This window comes from uncultured Microbulbifer sp. (genome assembly GCF_913055755.1).
Lineage (GTDB): Bacteria > Pseudomonadota > Gammaproteobacteria > Pseudomonadales > Cellvibrionaceae > Microbulbifer.
Genome location: NZ_CAJXKH010000084.1, coordinates 1 through 17,384, shown reverse-complemented (window position 1 = coordinate 17,384; position 17,384 = coordinate 1). Strand labels below are relative to the sequence as shown.

Here is a 17,384-nt window from a genome sequence, read left to right as displayed (position 1 = left end):
CGTATCAGCCGGGCCATGGGGCGCGCCCCCATCTTCTCGTCATAGCCGTTCACCGCCAGCCACTCCCGGGCCTCGTCGTCGACCACCAGGGTCACTCCGGACTCGTCCAGCTGCGCCTGCAGTTCCACGATGAATTTATCCACCACGGTTTTGACCACCTGAATATCCAGCGCGCCAAACTGGATGACGCTGTCCAGTCGGTTGCGGAATTCGGGAGTGAACATCTTCTTGATGGACTCCATGCCGTCGGTACTGTGATCCTGACTGGTAAAACCGATAGACCGGCGACTCATCAGTTCTGCCCCCGCGTTGGTGGTCATGATCAGGATGACATTGCGGAAGTCCGCCTTGCGGCCATTGTTGTCTGTCAGGGTACCGTGATCCATCACCTGCAACAGCAGGTTAAACACTTCCGGGTGGGCCTTTTCGATTTCATCGAGCAGTACCACGCTGTGGGGGTGCTTGGTTACCGCATCGGTAAGCAGGCCGCCCTGGTCGAAGCCGACGTAGCCGGGTGGCGCGCCAATCAGGCGCGATACCGTATGTCGCTCCATATACTCGGACATATCGAAACGGATCAGCTCGATCCCCATCACCTGCGCCAGCTGGCGACACAGCTCGGTTTTACCGACACCGGTGGGCCCCGCAAACAGGAAGGAACCGATCGGCTTCTCCTCTGCGCCGAGTCCGGCACGCGCTAGCTTGATGGATGTAGCAAGCGCGTCGATGGCCTGATCCTGGCCAAATACCACCATCTTGAGGTTGTCTTCCAGTTTGGCCAGCTGTGCCTTGTCGGAAGCGGAGACACTTTTCGCGGGAATACGGGCCATTTTGGCGACCACATTCTCGATCTCGGTGACCGAAATGATCTCCTTGCGCTGGTCTTCCGGCAGCAATGCCTGGAAGGCGCCGGCCTCGTCGATCACGTCAATCGCCTTGTCCGGCAGGAAGCGCTCGGTGATATGGCGGTTTGCCAGCTGCGCGGCCGCCTCCAGCGCGGCGTCGGTAAAGCGCACCTTGTGGTGATCCTCAAAGCAGGACTTCAGCCCCTGCAGAATCTGCACGGTTTCGTCTACCGATGGTTCGTGGACATCGATTTTCTGGAAGCGACGGGAAAGTGCGCGATCCTTCTCGAAAATTCCGCGATATTCGTTAAATGTGGTGGAGCCGATACAGCGCAGCTGGCCGCTGGAAAGAAGCGGCTTGAGCAGATTGGAGGCATCCATCACCCCACCGGAAGCGGCACCCGCGCCGATAATGGTGTGGATTTCATCGATGAAAAGTACCGCGTGCTCGCGCTTCTTCAATTCCGCCAGCAGCGCCTTGAAGCGTTTTTCGAAATCGCCGCGGTATTTGGTTCCGGCAAGCAGTGAGCCCAGATCCAGAGAGTAAATGGTGCTCTCCTGCAGAGGTTCCGGCACTTCGCCATCGACAATACGGCGGGCAAGCCCTTCGGCGATCGCGGTCTTGCCCACGCCGGACTCGCCCACCAGCAGCGGATTGTTCTTGCGCCGGCGTGCCAGCACCTGGGTGACCCGCTCCACTTCGGGGCCGCGCCCTACCAGCGGGTCGATACGCCCGAGAATCGCTTCCTGATTGAGGTTGGTGGAATAGCTTTCGAGCGGGTCGGAACCGCCGGGCTCGGAAGTGGTACCCAGGTCTTCATCCACCTGCTCAGGGGACGGGTCCGGATTGCTGTGGGCGTTGTGGCCACCGGAGCTGACCCGGGAGATTCCATGGGTGATGTAATTCACCACATCAATACGGGCGACACTCTGTTGTTTGAGGTAGTACACCGCCTGACTTTCCTGCTCACAGAAGATGGCGACCAGCACGTTGGCACCAGTCACCTCTTTCTTTCCGGAGGACTGCACATGGAAAACGGCCCGCTGCAGCACCCGCTGAAACCCCAGGGTTGGCTGGGTTTCGCGCTCGGTATCGTTTTCAGGAATCAGGGGAGTGGTCGAGTCTACGAACTCGAGGAGCTCACGGCGCAGCGCACTGAGGTCCGCACCGCACGCGTGCAGGACATCGGCGGCCGATTCATTGTCCAGCAGCGCCAGCAACAGGTGTTCTACGGTCATGAACTCGTGGCGTTTCGCCCGTGCACCTTTGAACGCTAGATTGAGCGTTACCTCTAAATCCTTGCTGAGCATCTAAACCTCAAACCTTACTGGCCAATGTCACCCGGGAGCCATAGCCGCTGCCCGGTATTTGCTGATCTGCTGCATGCCGGCGGTACCGGCTGCGAAATGGACGCCCGAATGCGTACAGGCGCCGGAACAGTGGCTTTACCCCTCTTCACCGTTTTCATCTTCTTCATCAGCCTCGATTTCACACAGCAAAGGATGCTCGTGGTCTCGCGCAAACTGATTCACCTGAGCGGCCTTTGTTTCCGCTATATCTCGAGTATAGACACCGCAGATCGCTTTTCCCTTAGTGTGTACCTGCAACATAAGTTGAGTAGCGCGCTCCCTGTTCACAAAGAAGAACAGCTCCAGCGCCTCCACCACAAAATCCATCGGGGTGTAGTCGTCATTGAGCATGACAACCTTGTACATCGGGGGGCGTTTCAGGCGCGGTTTCGCCTCTGCGACCGCGGTATCCCCCTCCGCTCCATGGAAATAGACGTCGTCTCCTCCCTCGCCTTCGTTCGAGTGTAGTTTAATGGTTTGTAATTTTCCCATAGCGCCAATCAATAAGAGTTCGGGGTCAAATTCGGGATCCGCAGGGCGCGGTTTCTCGATGGTGAAACCCGTAACGCCCCTTCGGCATGAGGGGCCATTGTAACCCCATTCAGGAATGCGCACATTCGCAGCAAGCGGTTCTCCTTGACAAGGGAGAATGTCTTGGCTACAAGAGGTAGTAACCGCGCCAAAGCGGTTTCAGGCAATAAGCCAGATAGTTGTGCAAGACGAATTTGTACCAATAAATGAGGCGCATGAAGCGCAATAACAATAAATAAGACAATTCATAGGCGGCCAGCAGTCGCCCCGGCAATATTAGAGGGATTTCGCCATGCCTACCGGTACCGTTAAGTGGTTCAATAATGCCAAGGGATATGGATTTATTCTCGCGGATGAAGGTGGAGAAGACCTGTTCGCACACTATTCCGCTATCCAGATGGAAGGCTACCGCACACTGAAAGCGGGTCAGCAGGTCAACTTTGACATTATCCAGGGGGACAAGGGTTACCACGCAGCCAATATCACCCCGGCTACCGCAGATGCGCCGCAATCGGCTGCCCCCTCGGCACCTGCCAGTGCCGAGCGCATCAAGGAAACGGAAGAAGCGCTCGACTGAGCGCCACGTCGCCCGGCGCCCTGGTGACCCAGGGCAGCATCGCCTGACCAGCTGTATTAGCAACCTGGTTGCAGGACCGCAGTTCAGCCCGGCAATACGGGCTGAATTTGTTGCGTCCCCGCAAATTTCGTGACCAACCTCCAATATTCGGTCAACTGGCCCCGAGGCGATTTTCCCAAACAAAAAAGCCCCGCCTCCGTAAAGAGGCGGGGCTTTTTAGTTCCGTTCCCGGATTAAGCCATGTGCTTGATGACTTCGTCACCGAATTCGGAACAGGACTTCAGCTCGGCACCGTCCATCAGGCGCTCGAAATCGTAAGTCACGGTCTTGGCCTCGATGGCACCTTCCACGCCCTTCACAACCAGGTCTGCGGCTTCGTTCCAGCCCAGGTGGCGGAGCATCATTTCAGCAGACAGGATCAGGGAACCGGGGTTTACCTTGTCCTGGCCCGCGTACTTGGGGGCAGTACCGTGGGTGGCTTCGAACAGCGCTACTTCGTCGGACAGGTTGGCACCCGGAGCGATACCGATACCGCCAACCTGGGCAGCCAGGGCGTCGGACAGGTAGTCGCCGTTCAGGTTCAGGGTCGCGATCACGTCGTACTCTGCCGGACGCAGCAGGATCTGCTGCAGCATGGCGTCAGCGATCACGTCCTTAACCACGATTTCCTTGCCGGTGTTCGGGTTCTTGAAGCTGCACCAGGGGCCGCCGTCGATCGGCTGCGCACCGAACTCTTCACGGGCAATCTCGTAGCCCCAGTCGGCGAAGGCACCTTCGGTGAACTTCATGATATTGCCCTTGTGCACCAGGGTCAGGGAGTCGCGATCCTGATCGATGGTGTACTGCAGCGCCTTGCGTACCAGGCGCTTGGTGCCCTCTTCGGAAACCGGCTTCACACCGATACCGCAGTTTTCCGGGAAGCGGATCTTCTTAACACCCATCTCTTCCTGCAGGAACTTGACTACCTTGTTCGCTTCGTCGGTGCCAGCTTTCCACTCGATGCCCGCGTAGATGTCTTCGGAGTTCTCACGGAAGATCACCATGTCTACCTTGTTCGGCTCTTTGACCGGAGAAGGTACACCGCTGAACCAGCGCACCGGACGCTGACAAACGTACAGGTCGAGCTCCTGGCGCAGGGCGACGTTCAGGGAGCGGAAGCCGCCACCTACCGGCGTGGTCAGCGGGCCTTTGATGCTGACAACGTATTCCTTGATGGCTTCCAGGGTTTCAGCCGGGAACCAGTCGCCGCTGTAGGTTTCGGCAGCTTTCTCACCACAGAAGATTTCCATCCAGGCGATGGATTTGTCGTCGCCGTAAGCAGTGTTGACTGCTGCGTCGATGACTTTGCGCATTACCGGGGTGATATCCACGCCAATGCCGTCACCTTCGATGAACGGAATGATCGGGGTGCTCGGTACGTTCAGAGAACCATCTGCGTTGACTGTAACTTTTTCGCCGTTGGCCGGCACTTGGATATGACCCATTAAGTTGACTCCCGTAACTCTTTTGCTAAACGTCCGGCTTTGTCGGTGGAAAACCGGCATAATGCGCCGAAAATCCACTGCCGGTCTTGGTTGCCGCCCATTGTTTGCGCCGTTGCATACGCCGAGCCGGCTAAAAATCGGCGGGATTATATCAGCATCAGGCTGATTTTGTAGTTTCATTACAACTAAAGCACCAGCCATACCCATGAGCCAGCTTATTCTGTTCAACAAGCCTTACGGGGTCCTGTCACAGTTTACAGATCCTGACGGGCGCCCCACCCTGGCTGACTACGTGCGAGAGTCCGGAGTCTATGCGGCCGGACGGCTGGATTTCGACTCCGAAGGACTGTTGTTGCTGACCGATGACGGCCAGCTACAACACACGATTGCACACCCGCGCAACAAGCTGCCCAAGACTTACTGGGTACAGGTTGAGGGGGCCATCGACGCAGAGGCGCTGGCAGCATTGCGCGCGGGCGTCACCTTGAAGGATGGCAAAACCGCGCCCGCCAAGGCCCGGCAGCTGTCTGAGCCGGTAGTCTGGCCGCGAACACCGCCAATCCGCGAACGCAAGTCCATCCCCACTTCGTGGTTGGAACTGACAATCCGAGAGGGTCGCAACCGGCAGGTGCGACGCATGACCGCGGCGGTGGGCTTCCCTACCCTGCGGCTGATCCGGGTTGCCATCGGCAACTGGAAGCTGGATACACTGCAGCCGGGAGAATACCGAAAAGAACAGGTCACCCTGCCGCGCGCCCCGGGCGGCAACAAACCCCGCAATCCCGGCAAAAGTGGCAGTGACAACCGCTCGGCCAGTCGCGCAAAACCGCGTGACCGCACAAAGCCGGGAACCACCGCAAGGCCGGCGGGCAGGCCCGCTGCCCCCCCGCGGCGGCCGCGCAAACCCTCCCGCTAGACCACGGTTTCCGGACATGGCGCCGCGCCACTCTTACTGGTCAAGTCCGGCTAGTCTGTAACTGAGACAAAGGTAAAAGAGCACCCGCAACCGGCGGATTGGTCACAACCGACAATCGCAGGTAAAATGCGGCCCCATTTTATCGGCTCGCAGCGTCAGGCTGCTCTCAACTCTCATTGGCGGAGTCTTCTGTGCCCCCAGATTTACCTGCACACGCTTCCGAATCCAGCACCGTCCCCTACCTTGCGGCGGGGTCTCGGGTCATCGTCGGCATGTCCGGTGGTGTCGACTCATCAGTCGCCGCCCTCCTCCTGATGCAACAGGGGTATCAGGTTGAGGGGCTGTTCATGAAAAACTGGGACGAGGACGACGGCACCGAATACTGCACCGCCAAACAGGACCTCGCGGACGCGGAATCCGTGTGCCAGCGCCTCGGCATCAAGCTGCACACCGCCAACTTTGCCGCCGAGTACTGGGACAATGTCTTCGAGTACTTTCTCGCCGAATACCAGGCGGGCCGCACCCCGAACCCGGACATCCTGTGTAACCGGGAAATCAAGTTCAAGGTATTTCTCGAGTACGCGCAGGTTCTCGGCGCCGATGCCATTGCCACCGGCCACTACGCCCGCCGCAAAGATATTGACGGCCGCACCTACCTGCTGAAGGGGCTGGACGCAAATAAAGACCAGAGCTACTTCCTGCACGCCGTTGGCGAGGCAGAATTTGCGCGCTCCCTGTTTCCCCTGGGGGAACTCGAAAAGCCGGAAGTGCGGCGGATCGCCGAGGAAAACGGCTTCATCACCTCCACCAAGAAAGACAGCACCGGAATCTGTTTTATCGGCGAGCGCCGTTTCAAGGATTTCCTGGAGCAGTACCTGCCGGCCCAGCCCGGGGAAATGCAGACCCCGGAAGGCGAGGTCATGGGGCAGCACGCCGGCCTGATGTACCACACCATCGGCCAGCGTCAGGGCCTGGGGATCGGCGGTGTCAAAGGTGCCGGTGACCAGCCGTGGTATGTAGTCGGCAAGGATCTCGCCCGCAATGTCCTGCTGGTGGCCCAGGGAAAACACCACCCGCTGCTCTATTCCACCGGCCTCAAGGCTTCCCAGACCCACTGGATCAACGGCGCGCCGCCGGCCAGTGAATTCCGCGCAGGCGCCAAGACCCGTTACCGCCAGGAAGACCAGGATTGCCTGGTTACCGTCGACAGCGACGGCAGCCTGAGCATTGCCTTTGACCAGCCGCAACGCGCGGTAACCCCCGGCCAGTCAGTGGTGCTGTATCAGGGCGATATCTGTCTCGGCGGCGCGGTCATCGACGAGGCCACCGGCATTGGTGAAACCGAAACGCAGGCAGGGAGTAATACTTGAGCAACTGGAAAGATCAGGCACTGGCGCTCGCGGGCGTTTTCCAGGCCGCCATTCTCGTTGAACGCCTGGCCAAAACCGGCACCGCTCCCGCAGAACAGCTGGAAACCGGTGTCTACAGCCTGTTCCAGCAAAACCCGGAAACCACTGAAGATGTTTTCGGCGGCGTCGAAAAGCTGCTTCCCGGGCTGCGCGGCGCTCGTCAGCTGCTGGCAACCCGGCAACACCCGGAATATACCGACTGCCTGCGCTATGTGCTTTCCATCCTCTATCTGCAGCGGCAACTGGCAAAGAAACCGGACTTGCTGTCGATTATTGGCAGCCGCCTCGAGAAAGCGCAATTGCAGACTGATCACTTCGGTACCGGGCACGAAAATGTGTTCGCCAGCCTGGCCAGTATCTACAGTGACACTCTGAGCACTTTTCGCTTCCGCATTCAGGTATTGGGCGACTTCAATTACCTGCAACAGCAGCGCATTGCCAACCAGATTCGCACCATGCTGTTTGCCGGAGTGCGCGCTGCCATGCTGTGGCGGCAACTGGGTGGCCGCCGCATGCACCTGTTGTTTCAGCGGAAAAAACTGATTGCCGCCATGGACGCCCTGATCTCGAAATACGAGAGCCTGGAGCACTGAACCTTTTTTGTTTTATGCCGCACCGTGCGCCTGCACAATGCGGCTGACTTCTTTATCGGAGAAAGATGATGACTGTCGAGCTATCCGCCCTGACTGCGGTTTCCCCCATTGACGGACGCTACGAAAGCAAAACTGCGGCACTGCGCGATATTTTCAGCGAATACGGCCTGATCCGCGCGCGGGTGGAAGTGGAGGTACGCTGGTTGCAACAGCTGGCGCGTCACGAAAAAATTGCCGAAGTCCAGCCTTTCACCGGCAACAGCAACCAGATCCTGGATGACATCGTCAGCCAGTTTTCCCTGCAGGATGCCGGGCGCATCAAGGAAATCGAACGCACCACCAACCACGATGTAAAGGCCGTGGAATACTTCCTCAAGGAAAAGGTAAAAGGTGACGAGCAACTGGCGGCAGTCAGCGAGTTCATCCACTTCGCCTGCACCTCCGAAGACATCAACAACCTGTCTCACGCGCTGATGCTCCGCGCCGGCCGCGACCAGGTACTGCTGCCAGCGATGAACCAGATCATCAGCGAAATTGCCGCACTGGCGAAAAATTTCGCCGCTGTTCCCATGTTGTCCCGCACCCACGGCCAGACTGCCAGTCCCACCACCGTGGGCAAGGAGCTGGCGAACGTGGTCGCACGCCTGCGTCGCCAGGTTAAGCAGATTCACGATGTGGAGCTGCTGGGCAAAATCAATGGTGCGGTGGGCAACTACAACGCGCACCTGTCCGCCTACCCGGAAGTCGACTGGCAGGCCAATGCCGAAGCCTTTGTTACGTCCCTCGGTCTGACCTGGAATCCCTACACCACCCAGATCGAGCCCCACGATTACATCGCCGAACTGTTCGACGCCATTGCCCGTTTCAACACCATCCTGATCGATTTCGACCGGGATATCTGGGGCTACATCTCCCTGGGTTACTTCAAGCAGAAAGTCGTTGCCGGCGAAGTGGGCTCCTCCACCATGCCGCACAAGGTCAACCCCATCGACTTCGAAAATTCCGAAGGCAACCTGGGTATTGCCAATGCGGTATTCCAGCACCTGGCGGCCAAGCTGCCGGTTTCCCGCTGGCAGCGCGACCTGACCGACTCCACCGTACTGCGCAATATGGGCGTCGGCGCCGGGTACTCCGTCATAGCCTATGCCGCCACCCTCAAGGGCCTGAGCAAACTGGAAATTAACCAGGCGCGCCTGGCGGAAGACCTGGACAACGCCTGGGAAGTGCTGGCGGAGCCGATTCAGACCGTGATGCGCCGCTACAACATCGCAGAGCCGTACGAAAAACTGAAAGCGCTTACCCGCGGTCAGGGCATCAACAAGGAAACCCTGGCGACCTTTATCGACGGGCTGGAAATGCCGGAAGAAGCCAAGCAGGCGCTGCGCGAAATGACGCCGGCCAGCTATATCGGCAACGCGATTGACCAGGCAAACAACATCTGACCTACTGTCTGGAGACCATGCCGTGACGACAGCTCTGACCCATCTGGGGGATATCAGTGTCGAGGAATTCCTGCGCGACTACTGGCAGAAAAAGCCATTGCTCATTCGCCAGGCGTTTCCCGACTTCGAGTCACCGATTTCCGGCGAAGAGCTGGCCGGCATGGCACTCGAGGAAAATATCGAGTCGCGACTGATCGAAGAGCACGGCAGCGAGGGGCCCTGGCAGCTGCGCAACGGCCCCTTTGCGGAAGAGGACTTCTTCAATCTGCCGAAAAGCCACTGGACACTGCTGGTGCAGGCGGTGGACCAGTGGATACCAGAAGTGGCGGAACTGAAGGAAAAGTTCCGTTTTATCCCGGACTGGCGGCTCGATGACATCATGATCAGCTACGCCGCCGATCAGGGCTCTGTCGGACCTCACTACGACTTTTACGATGTATTCCTGCTGCAGGCCGAGGGCAAACGCCGCTGGCACCTGGGCGCCAAGGCGGCCTCCGGCAGTCTCCGGGTAGAGGAAACAAACCTTAATATCCTCAGGGAATTTGAAGCGGAAAGCAGCTGGCTGCTGGAACCGGGCGACATGCTCTACCTGCCGCCCCAATTTAGCCACTGGGGCATTGCCGAAGGCGGCTGCACCACAATTTCCGTCGGCTTCCGCGCACCCTCTGCGCGCACCCTGCTGGAAGACCTCGCCGCCGAGCTGGCCATGGGCCTGCCGGATCACATCCGCTATACGGATCCTGACCTGACGATTCCCGCCAACCCTTCGGAGATCGATGGGGAATCGGTGGCGCGGGTACAGAAGCAATTATCCGAGTGGCTCCAGCAACCGCAGAATATTGCCCAGTGGTTCGGCGCCATCATGACCGAGGCCAAATATCCGGACACCATCGCGCTGGATGCGGGTACCGCGGAAGACTGGCGCGACCAGCTGGCAGAGGGCGCCAGCCTGATCCTGAATCCGGGTTCCCGCTGCGCTTTCTGCCGCGACCCACAAACCCTGTTTATCGACGGCGAATCCTTCCCGGCTCCGCTGCTCTTTGCCGAGGCCTTCTGCAATTCCCGCACCCTGAGCGCTGCGGACCTGGATACGCACCCGGAACTGGTTGGCGAGAATGGTCTGATCGATCAACTGGTTTCGCAGGGTAGCCTTATCTACCCGGAAGGCGAAGAAGACTGGGACGAGGAGGAATAGCCGTGAGCCTGTTTGTGCGCCTGGCCGACTGGAACAACGATTACGACACCATCCGCTCCATTCGCCAGCGGGTATTTGTGGAAGAACAGGCGGTGCCGCCGGAGATCGAGTGGGACGAACACGAGCCCAAGGCCCAGCACTTCCTGGTGTTTTACCAGAACAAGGCGGTCGGCACCGGGCGGATTACTGGCGACGGAAAAATTGGTCGAATGGCCATTTTGCGCGATGCCCGGGGCCTGGGCGCGGGTCTTCAACTGCTGCTGTTCATCTGCAAATTTGCCCGCGCCGAAGGGCAGAAATGCGTGTACCTCAACGCCCAGAGCCACGCCATTCCGTTTTACGCGAAAGCGGGTTTCAAACCGGTAGGCGAGGAATTTTTTGAGGCGAATATCCCCCATGTGCGCATGGAGCTGCAACTGCCGCTCGAGGAACCGGCGACCGATGAGTGAGCCGACTTCCCGCACCTTGCTCGGTGCCGGGGAATTTTCCCGCGCTTTGCAGTACCTGCTGGGAACGGCGCGCCGCCAAGTGCAGATTTACTCGCAGCAGCTGGCCCGACCGCTGTACCACGAGCGCGAAACCGTTCAGTTGCTCTCGGAATTTGTTCGCAGCAGTCGCTATGCGCGACTGCAGATCCTGATTGCCGACAGCGAGCCGCTGTTGCGGCGACCCCACCGTTTGCTCCCGCTCATTCAGCGCCTGAGCACCCGTATTGAACTGAAGAAGCTTCAGCCTGCAGCGGAATCGAAAACGCAGGAATTTGTGCTCGCCGATGGCATACAGTTACTGCACTGCGAAGATCTCGAGCAGTGGCGCGGGCACCACGATCCGGAAAACCCGGTGCGGGTGCGGCAGCTGCGGGATGTGTTCGAACAGGCGTGGACCCACGCCCGTCCCGATCCGGATTTGCGGCGCCTGCTGATCTGAGCCAGGGCAATCGTTACGGCCGGTCAGGTTCCCGCACCAGCCTTTCCCCCACTCGTTTTTCACCTCAGCAGCCTTTCCCGCCCTATATGATCCGCCCGGGCAAACTGCTCTGTTCCAGCCGAATCGCGATCAATTTCGAGGTCGGAGTAAAACTACCCACACCGTAACTTTCCAGCGGCACCAGCGGATTGGCCTCCGGATAATAGGCGGCAGCCTGACCGCGGGGAATATCGTAGGCAATCAGGGTAAAACCCCGCACGCGGCGCTCGATCTCATCATTCCACAGGGAAACAATATCCACCTTTTGCCGATCCTCGAAGCCGAGACGGTGAATATCATCGAGATGGGCGAACAGCACATGGCGCTCTCCCTGCACGCCCCGATAGCGGTCATTCAGGCCGTAAACGGTGGTGTTGTACTGGTCGTGAGAGCGCAACGTCTGCAACAGCAGATCCGGCGTTCTCCCTTTGTGCGCGGTCACCTGTGCCGGCATTACATCCGGTAACGGGTGACTGACAAAGAGCGCGCGCCCACCTGCGGTATTCCACTGGCGCTGCCCTGCAGGGTTTTGCAGATAGAAACCGCCGGGCGTAGACAGCCGCTGGTTGAAGCCGTCAAATCCCGGTATCACGTCGGCGATCAACTCCCTGATCCGGCGGTAATCGTCTATCAGGTGCAGCCAGTCCACCGGCGTCTTGCCCAGGGTGGCCTGGGCCATTCCGGCAATAATCGCCGGCTCCGAGCGCATTTCCGCAGACAGCGGGCGCAACTGGCCACTGGATGCGTGCACCATGCTGAATGAGTCTTCAATAGTCACCGCCTGCGGGCCGGATCTCTGCTCGTCGATATCGGTGCGCCCGAGACAGGGCAGTATCAACGCGGATTTACCCGTGACCAGGTGGCTGCGATTGAGCTTGGTACTGATCTGTACCGTGAGCGCGCAGTTGCGCAGCGCCTGGTGAGTGCGCGCACTGTCGGGCGTCGCCTGGGCAAAGTTGCCTCCGAGGCCGACAAATACGCTTACCCGGCCGTCGAGCATGGCCTCGATGGTTTTTACCACATTCAGACCCGGTTCCCGCGGCACCGAAAACTCGAAGCGCCTCTCCAGCGCATCGAGGAATGCCGCGGGCGGATTGTCGTCGATGCCCATGGTGCGGTCGCCCTGCACGTTGCTGTGCCCGCGCACCGGACACAGGCCCGCGCCGGGACGGCCCACCTGGCCGCGCAATAGCTGCAGATTGGTAATTTCCTGAATCGTCGCCACCGAGTGCCGGTGCTGGGTGATGCCCATGGCCCAGCAGATGATGGTGGCATTGCTGCGACAGAAAATATGCGCCGCGCGCTCCAGCTCATCTTTCTCCAGGCCGCTTTTGTCGAGGATGCTCTGCCAGCTGGTGGCCTCTACCTCGGCCTGATATTCCGCAAACCCGGTGCAGTGCTGTTCGATAAACTCCAGGTCCAGCGGGCCGGTTGCACCGCCCTCGCCCCCGGTTGTCACCGGTTCCTGTTGCGCCTCCTGCTGCCATTGGAAAAGCAATTTCGCGATACCGCGGATGACCGCAATATCGCCGCCGAGTGCCGGCCGCAAATAGGCGGTACTGAGCGCCGAGTCGCTATTGGTCAGCATCTGCAGCGGATCCTGGGGCGCCTGAAACCGTTCCAGCCCGCGCTCTCGGAGGGGATTGAAAACCACTACCTGGGCGCCGCGGGACACCGCCTCGCTGAGCGGCTCCAGCATGCGCGGATGGTTGGTACCGGGATTCTGCCCGATCACGAAAATCGCTTCCGCTCGGGCAAAGTCCTCGTAGGTCACCGTGCCCTTGCCGGTACCGATACTTTCCTTCAGCGCGACTCCACTCGCCTCGTGACACATATTGGAGCAGTCCGGCAGGTTGTTGGTGCCAAACCCGCGGGCAAATAGCTGGTAGAGAAATGCGGCTTCGTTACTGGCGCGCCCGGAGGTATAAAACGCCGCCTCATCTGGCGATTGCAGCCCATTGAGATGTTCCGCAATCACCGCAAATGCGCGCTCCCAGGAAATCGGACGGTAGTGGCCATCACTGCCGTCGTAATACATTGGCTCGGTCAGGCGGCCCTGGTATTCGAGCCAGTAATCGTCCTGCGCGAGCAATTCTTCAATACTGTTATCGGCAAAAAATCCCGCATCCACCCCACGACCACTGGCTTCCCAGTTCACCGCCTTGGCGCCATTTTCGCAAAAGCGGATATTGCCCTCTTTGGGCCCCTCCCCCCAGGCGCAACCCGGACAATCAAAGCCGCCGTGCTGGTTGGTCTGCAACATCGCACGCAGGTTCTTGAACGGCTGCCTGCTGTCCAGCCAGGCGTGGGCAACGCTGCGCAGCGCGCCCCAGCCAGCCGCGGGCCGGTCATACGGACGGAAACGAAAGCGGTCTACCGGGGTTTTCATGGGCCTTCCTTCACGTTACTGGCCATCAGGCGTTTGGCTTCGACGGGCGCGGGACTGTATACCCGCGGACTGTCTTGCGACGTCATATGGATCAGGTTCAGGTGATATTGTTGCGCCCAGCGGACACACAAATCCGAGGGAGAAGCGAGGCTCACCAGGGTGGAAACACCGGCGCGCACGGCCTTCTGTACCAGTTCCAGGCTACAGCGACTGGTAATGGCAACAAAGCCGCCCTCCAGCCCGATACTCTCGCGGGCGCAGGCACCCAGCAGTTTGTCCAGGGCGTTGTGACGGCCAATATCCTCCCGGCAGGCACGGGTATTGCCATCTCCATCTACAAACAGAGCCGCGTGCATGGCACCGCGGGAACAGCGCTGCTGTTGCGATTCCCGGAAGCGCTGGCGCAGCTCCCGGAGGTGCGCCAGCGCCGGCAATGCCGCCGGAGTCTGTCGCTGCGGATAAAGACTACCGGGAGCACCCACAGCAGCCCCGGGCGGCGCCAGCGCCTGTTCCAGAGCTTCAACGCCGCACAGGCCACACCCGCTGGTGCCCGCCAGTGCCCGTCGGGCCTGTCGAAACTGCTGCATCGCACGCTGGTTCAGGGTGATATCCAGGGTAACCGCATTTTCGACAAACGCAGTTTCCACATCCAGCACCTGGTGCGCGGAGGTAGCGATACCGTTGCACAGGCTGAAACCGATGGCGAAGTCCTCCAGGTCACAGGGAGTTGCCATCATCACCGCGTGATTGATGCCATTAAAACTGATCGCCACGGCGGCTTCGCTGGCAAGCACCTGAGTACCGGGCTGCGGGTCCGGTTCAACATAACTGACAAAGTCGTAAGTGCCGGGTAATTTCGTCATTGGCCGAAAGTCGCAACCGGTTAACGGTATTTCACCGCAGTACCGCTGACACTCACCATCATCATGCCGCCCTTTTCCCCAACCACTTCGTAATCCAGGTCAATGCCCACGATGGCATTGGCTCCCAGCGCGCGGGCCTGCTGCTCGATTTCTTCAAATGCGATTTCGCGGGCCTTGCCCATCTCCCGCTCGTAGGCACCGGAACGACCACCGACAATATCCCGCACCGCACCGAACAGGTCCTTGAAGATATTGGCACCGAGGATGGCCTCGCCAACCACAATCCCGAGATATTTTTCGATCTGGTGTCCTTCAATGCCTGGCGTCGTGGTCTTGATCATCGGATTCCCCTGAAAAATTCACCTGCTGTTTGGGAGTATAGAAACACAAAGCCCCGCACGATGGCGAGGCTTTGCAGGAGGTCAATTTCGCAAAAATGATGGAGGCTCAGACCGCGTTGCGGGCCTTGAACTCCTTGCGCCGGCGATGCAATACCGGCTCCGTATACCCGTTGGGTTGCGCACAGCCCTCGAACACCAGTTCGCAAGCCGCCTGGAACGCAATGCTGTTATCAAAGTTCGGCGCCATGTCCCGGTAGTTGGGATCGCCCGCATTCTGGCGATCCACCACCGCGGCCATGCGCCGCATGGTTTCCTCCACCTGGGCCCGGGTGCAGATACCCTGCTTCAGCCAGTTGGCAATATGCTGGGAGGAAATGCGCAAGGTCGCGCGGTCTTCCATCAGGCCCACGTCATTGATATCCGGCACCTTGGAGCAGCCGACACCCTGGTCAACCCAGCGCACCACATAGCCGAGAATACCCTGGGCATTGTTGTCCAGTTCCCGCTGAATATCCCCTGCGCTCCACTGCGGATTGTCAGCAACCGGCACAGTGAGAATATCGTCGAGACTGGCGCGCTCGCGCTTCGCCAGGTCTTCCTGAATTTTCGCCACGTCCACCTTGTGATAGTGCAGTGCATGCAGCGTGGCCGCAGTGGGAGAAGGTACCCAGGCGGTGTTGGCACCGGCCATGGGATGGCCGATCTTGGCCTCCATCATCGCTGCCATCTGATCCGGAATCGGCCACATGCCCTTGCCGATCTGCGCCCTGCCCTTGAGGCCGGTGGCGAGGCCGGTATCCACGTTCCAGTCTTCGTACGCTGCAATCCACTTGGACTGTTTCATATCGCCCTTGCGAATCATCGGGCCGGCCAGCATGGAAGTGTGGATCTCGTCACCGGTGCGATCGAGGAATCCGGTATTGATAAACACTACCCGTTCCCGCGCCGCGGCGATACAGGCCTTGAGGTTCACCGTGGTGCGGCGCTCCTCGTCCATGATGCCCATTTTCACGGTATTGCGAGCGAGGCCGAGCGCATCTTCGATGCGGTCGAACAGGGTATTGGCGAAAGCCACCTCTTCCGGACCGTGCATTTTCGGTTTCACGATATAGACACTGCCGGTGCGGGAGTTCTTGATGTCACCGCTGCCGCGCAGGTCGTGCATGGCGATAAGGGTGGTCACCATGCCATCGAGAATGCCCTCGGGAATCTCGTTGCCATCTTTGTCGAGAATCGCGTCGTTGGTCATCAGGTGGCCAACGTTGCGCACAAACATCAGGCTGCGTCCGGGGAGTTTTACCTGGCCACCCTCGGCGCCCCTGTATTCGCGATCCGGGTTCAGCCGACGAACAACGGTTTTATCCCCCTTGCGAAGGGTTTCTTCCAGGTCGCCCTTCATCAGCCCGAGCCAGTTGCGGTACACCAGAGCCTTGTCTTCCGCATCCACCGCGGCCACGGAATCCTCACAATCCATGATCGTGGTGAGTGCGGATTCCACCAGTACATCTTTCACACCGGCCGGATCGGTCTTGCCGATCGGGTGGTCGCGATCGATCTGGATCTCGAAATGCAGGCCGTTGTGCGCCAGCAGTATCGCGTCCGGCGACTCGACTGCACCGCGGTAACCGACGAACTGACGGCTATTTTTCAGTGTCGCCACCTTGCCGCTGCGCAATTCAACTTCCAGCAGCGAACCGTTGACGCGATAGGCGGACACGTCGGCGTGGCTGGCGCGGTTTAATGGCGCAGACTGGTCGAGAAAATCGCGGGCGTAGGCAATCACCTTCTCGCCGCGCACTGGATTGTAGCCACCACTCTTTTCCGCACCGCCCGCTTCGCTGATCACGTCGGTACCGTAGAGCGCATCGTACAGGCTGCCCCAACGGGCGTTGGCGGCATTGAGTGCATAGCGCGCATTCATCACCGGCACCACCAGCTGCGGGCCCGCCAGGGTCGCAATTTCGCTGTCGACGTTTTCCGTGGTCGCGCTGAAGTCTGCGGGCTCCGACACCAGATAACCGATACTTTTCAGGAAATCCTTGTACGCGGGGAGATTGCGGTAGCCCTGAGGGTTGTCCAGGTACCACTGATCCATCTGTGCCTGGATCTCGTCGCGCTTCTGCAGCAAGGTGCGGTTGACCGGGGCCAGGTCATTGACAATTTTTTCGAGCTCCGCCCAGAACACCTCGACACTGACCCCGGTGCCGGGAATCACGTCTTCGGTTATCAGTTTGTGCAGTTCTTCGGCAATCTGCAGACCGCCGATGCGGACTCTTTCCGTCATAGCTGACCTCATGGTGCTGGTAGGTTTTGCGGCATTTTATACAGGCGCCCGTACATACCGCTAATTTATAGGTGCAATCTTCAGTATTTACATCATGAATTATAAAGGTTTGAAGCCGGACACAAGCCAGGGACAAAGTTATAGGCAAGTTATAGCTGGCGCCCCACATCGAGGATCAGTCGCCGCATCCAGCGGTGCG

Annotated in this window: 15 protein-coding genes; 8 read left to right on the top strand and 7 right to left on the bottom strand. The window is 59.3% G+C overall.

Features of this window, described 5'->3' with window-relative positions; translation table 11 throughout:
• On the bottom strand, nucleotides 1-2,156 hold a 2,156-nt coding region (gene clpA, locus QZ511_RS13285; protein WP_295803029.1), incomplete at its 3' end, for an ATP-dependent Clp protease ATP-binding subunit ClpA.
• 135 nt (nucleotides 2,157-2,291) lie between these two features.
• The gene (gene clpS, locus QZ511_RS13280) at nucleotides 2,292-2,687 is read right to left on the bottom strand and encodes an ATP-dependent Clp protease adapter ClpS (protein ID WP_295803031.1); all 396 of its coding nucleotides are present in this window, start codon (nucleotides 2,685-2,687) and stop codon (nucleotides 2,292-2,294) included.
• 331 nt (nucleotides 2,688-3,018) lie between these two features.
• Between clpS and cspD the strand changes: the two genes are divergently transcribed.
• A complete protein-coding gene (gene cspD, locus QZ511_RS13275; protein ID WP_295803028.1) occupies nucleotides 3,019-3,303 on the top strand; it encodes a cold shock domain-containing protein CspD in 285 nt (94 codons plus the stop codon).
• Between the two features lie 233 nt (nucleotides 3,304-3,536).
• Here the strand turns inward: cspD and icd are convergent, their stop codons facing one another.
• On the bottom strand, nucleotides 3,537-4,787 hold the full coding sequence (icd, locus tag QZ511_RS13270) for an NADP-dependent isocitrate dehydrogenase (RefSeq protein WP_295803027.1): 1,251 nt from the start codon (nucleotides 4,785-4,787) through the stop codon (nucleotides 3,537-3,539).
• A 205-nt stretch (nucleotides 4,788-4,992) separates the two neighbouring features.
• On the opposite strand from icd, the gene QZ511_RS13265 reads away from it, so the two are divergent.
• From QZ511_RS13265 to QZ511_RS13235, 7 genes are all read left to right on the top strand, one after another.
• Nucleotides 4,993-5,703 (top strand): pseudouridine synthase, encoded by a 711-nt coding sequence (locus tag QZ511_RS13265; RefSeq protein WP_295803026.1) that lies wholly within the window; start codon nucleotides 4,993-4,995, stop codon nucleotides 5,701-5,703.
• Between the two features lie 263 nt (nucleotides 5,704-5,966).
• Nucleotides 5,967-7,073 (top strand): tRNA 2-thiouridine(34) synthase MnmA, encoded by a 1,107-nt coding sequence (gene mnmA / locus QZ511_RS13260; protein WP_295803030.1) that lies wholly within the window; start codon nucleotides 5,967-5,969, stop codon nucleotides 7,071-7,073.
• A complete protein-coding gene (gene hflD, locus QZ511_RS13255; protein WP_295803025.1) occupies nucleotides 7,070-7,705 on the top strand; it encodes a high frequency lysogenization protein HflD in 636 nt (211 codons plus the stop codon). The genes mnmA and hflD overlap by 4 nt, the downstream gene beginning before the upstream one ends.
• A gap of 68 nt (nucleotides 7,706-7,773) precedes the next feature.
• Nucleotides 7,774-9,147 carry an adenylosuccinate lyase gene (purB, locus tag QZ511_RS13250; protein ID WP_295803024.1) on the top strand — a complete coding sequence of 458 codons (1,374 nt, stop codon included), beginning with the start codon at nucleotides 7,774-7,776 and terminating at the stop codon, nucleotides 9,145-9,147.
• Between the two features lie 22 nt (nucleotides 9,148-9,169).
• Nucleotides 9,170-10,342: a cupin domain-containing protein gene (locus QZ511_RS13245; RefSeq protein ID WP_295803023.1), complete on the top strand. Its 1,173-nt coding sequence runs from the start codon at nucleotides 9,170-9,172 to the stop codon at nucleotides 10,340-10,342.
• Nucleotides 10,343-10,344: 2 nt separating this feature from the next.
• Nucleotides 10,345-10,791 carry a GNAT family N-acetyltransferase gene (locus tag QZ511_RS13240; RefSeq protein WP_295803022.1) on the top strand — a complete coding sequence of 149 codons (447 nt, stop codon included), beginning with the start codon at nucleotides 10,345-10,347 and terminating at the stop codon, nucleotides 10,789-10,791.
• Nucleotides 10,784-11,269, top strand: a complete 486-nt coding sequence (locus QZ511_RS13235) for a hypothetical protein (RefSeq protein ID WP_295803021.1) — start codon at nucleotides 10,784-10,786, stop codon at nucleotides 11,267-11,269. The genes QZ511_RS13240 and QZ511_RS13235 overlap by 8 nt, the downstream gene beginning before the upstream one ends.
• Nucleotides 11,270-11,351: 82 nt before the next feature.
• On the opposite strand, the gene QZ511_RS13230 is transcribed toward QZ511_RS13235, so the two are convergent.
• From QZ511_RS13230 to QZ511_RS13215, 4 genes are all read right to left on the bottom strand, one after another.
• The gene (locus tag QZ511_RS13230; protein ID WP_295803020.1) at nucleotides 11,352-13,697 is read right to left on the bottom strand and encodes an FdhF/YdeP family oxidoreductase; all 2,346 of its coding nucleotides are present in this window, start codon (nucleotides 13,695-13,697) and stop codon (nucleotides 11,352-11,354) included.
• Nucleotides 13,694-14,560 carry a formate dehydrogenase accessory sulfurtransferase FdhD gene (fdhD, locus tag QZ511_RS13225; protein ID WP_295803019.1) on the bottom strand — a complete coding sequence of 289 codons (867 nt, stop codon included), beginning with the start codon at nucleotides 14,558-14,560 and terminating at the stop codon, nucleotides 13,694-13,696. The genes QZ511_RS13230 and fdhD overlap by 4 nt, the downstream gene beginning before the upstream one ends.
• Before the next feature lie 20 nt (nucleotides 14,561-14,580).
• Complete coding sequence (locus QZ511_RS13220; protein WP_295803018.1) at nucleotides 14,581-14,901, bottom strand: heavy metal-binding domain-containing protein; 321 nt, start codon at nucleotides 14,899-14,901, stop codon at nucleotides 14,581-14,583.
• 106 nt (nucleotides 14,902-15,007) lie between these two features.
• Nucleotides 15,008-17,185 carry a malate synthase G gene (locus QZ511_RS13215; RefSeq protein WP_295803017.1) on the bottom strand — a complete coding sequence of 726 codons (2,178 nt, stop codon included), beginning with the start codon at nucleotides 17,183-17,185 and terminating at the stop codon, nucleotides 15,008-15,010.
• Between the last annotated feature and the right edge of the window lie 199 nt (nucleotides 17,186-17,384).

Coding starts and splice junctions, on each gene's coding strand:
- icd (WP_295803027.1), bottom strand. CDS start 4,787: ATGGGTCATATCCAAGTGCCGGCCAACGGCGAAAAAGTTACAGTCAAC.
- QZ511_RS13265 (WP_295803026.1), top strand. CDS start 4,993: ATGAGCCAGCTTATTCTGTTCAACAAGCCTTACGGGGTCCTGTCACAG.
- QZ511_RS13220 (WP_295803018.1), bottom strand. CDS start 14,901: ATGATCAAGACCACGACGCCAGGCATTGAAGGACACCAGATCGAAAAA.
- clpS (WP_295803031.1), bottom strand. CDS start 2,687: ATGGGAAAATTACAAACCATTAAACTACACTCGAACGAAGGCGAGGGA.
- QZ511_RS13215 (WP_295803017.1), bottom strand. CDS start 17,185: ATGACGGAAAGAGTCCGCATCGGCGGTCTGCAGATTGCCGAAGAACTG.
- fdhD (WP_295803019.1), bottom strand. CDS start 14,560: ATGACGAAATTACCCGGCACTTACGACTTTGTCAGTTATGTTGAACCG.
- QZ511_RS13230 (WP_295803020.1), bottom strand. CDS start 13,697: ATGAAAACCCCGGTAGACCGCTTTCGTTTCCGTCCGTATGACCGGCCC.
- cspD (WP_295803028.1), top strand. CDS start 3,019: ATGCCTACCGGTACCGTTAAGTGGTTCAATAATGCCAAGGGATATGGA.
- purB (WP_295803024.1), top strand. CDS start 7,774: ATGACTGTCGAGCTATCCGCCCTGACTGCGGTTTCCCCCATTGACGGA.
- QZ511_RS13235 (WP_295803021.1), top strand. CDS start 10,784: ATGAGTGAGCCGACTTCCCGCACCTTGCTCGGTGCCGGGGAATTTTCC.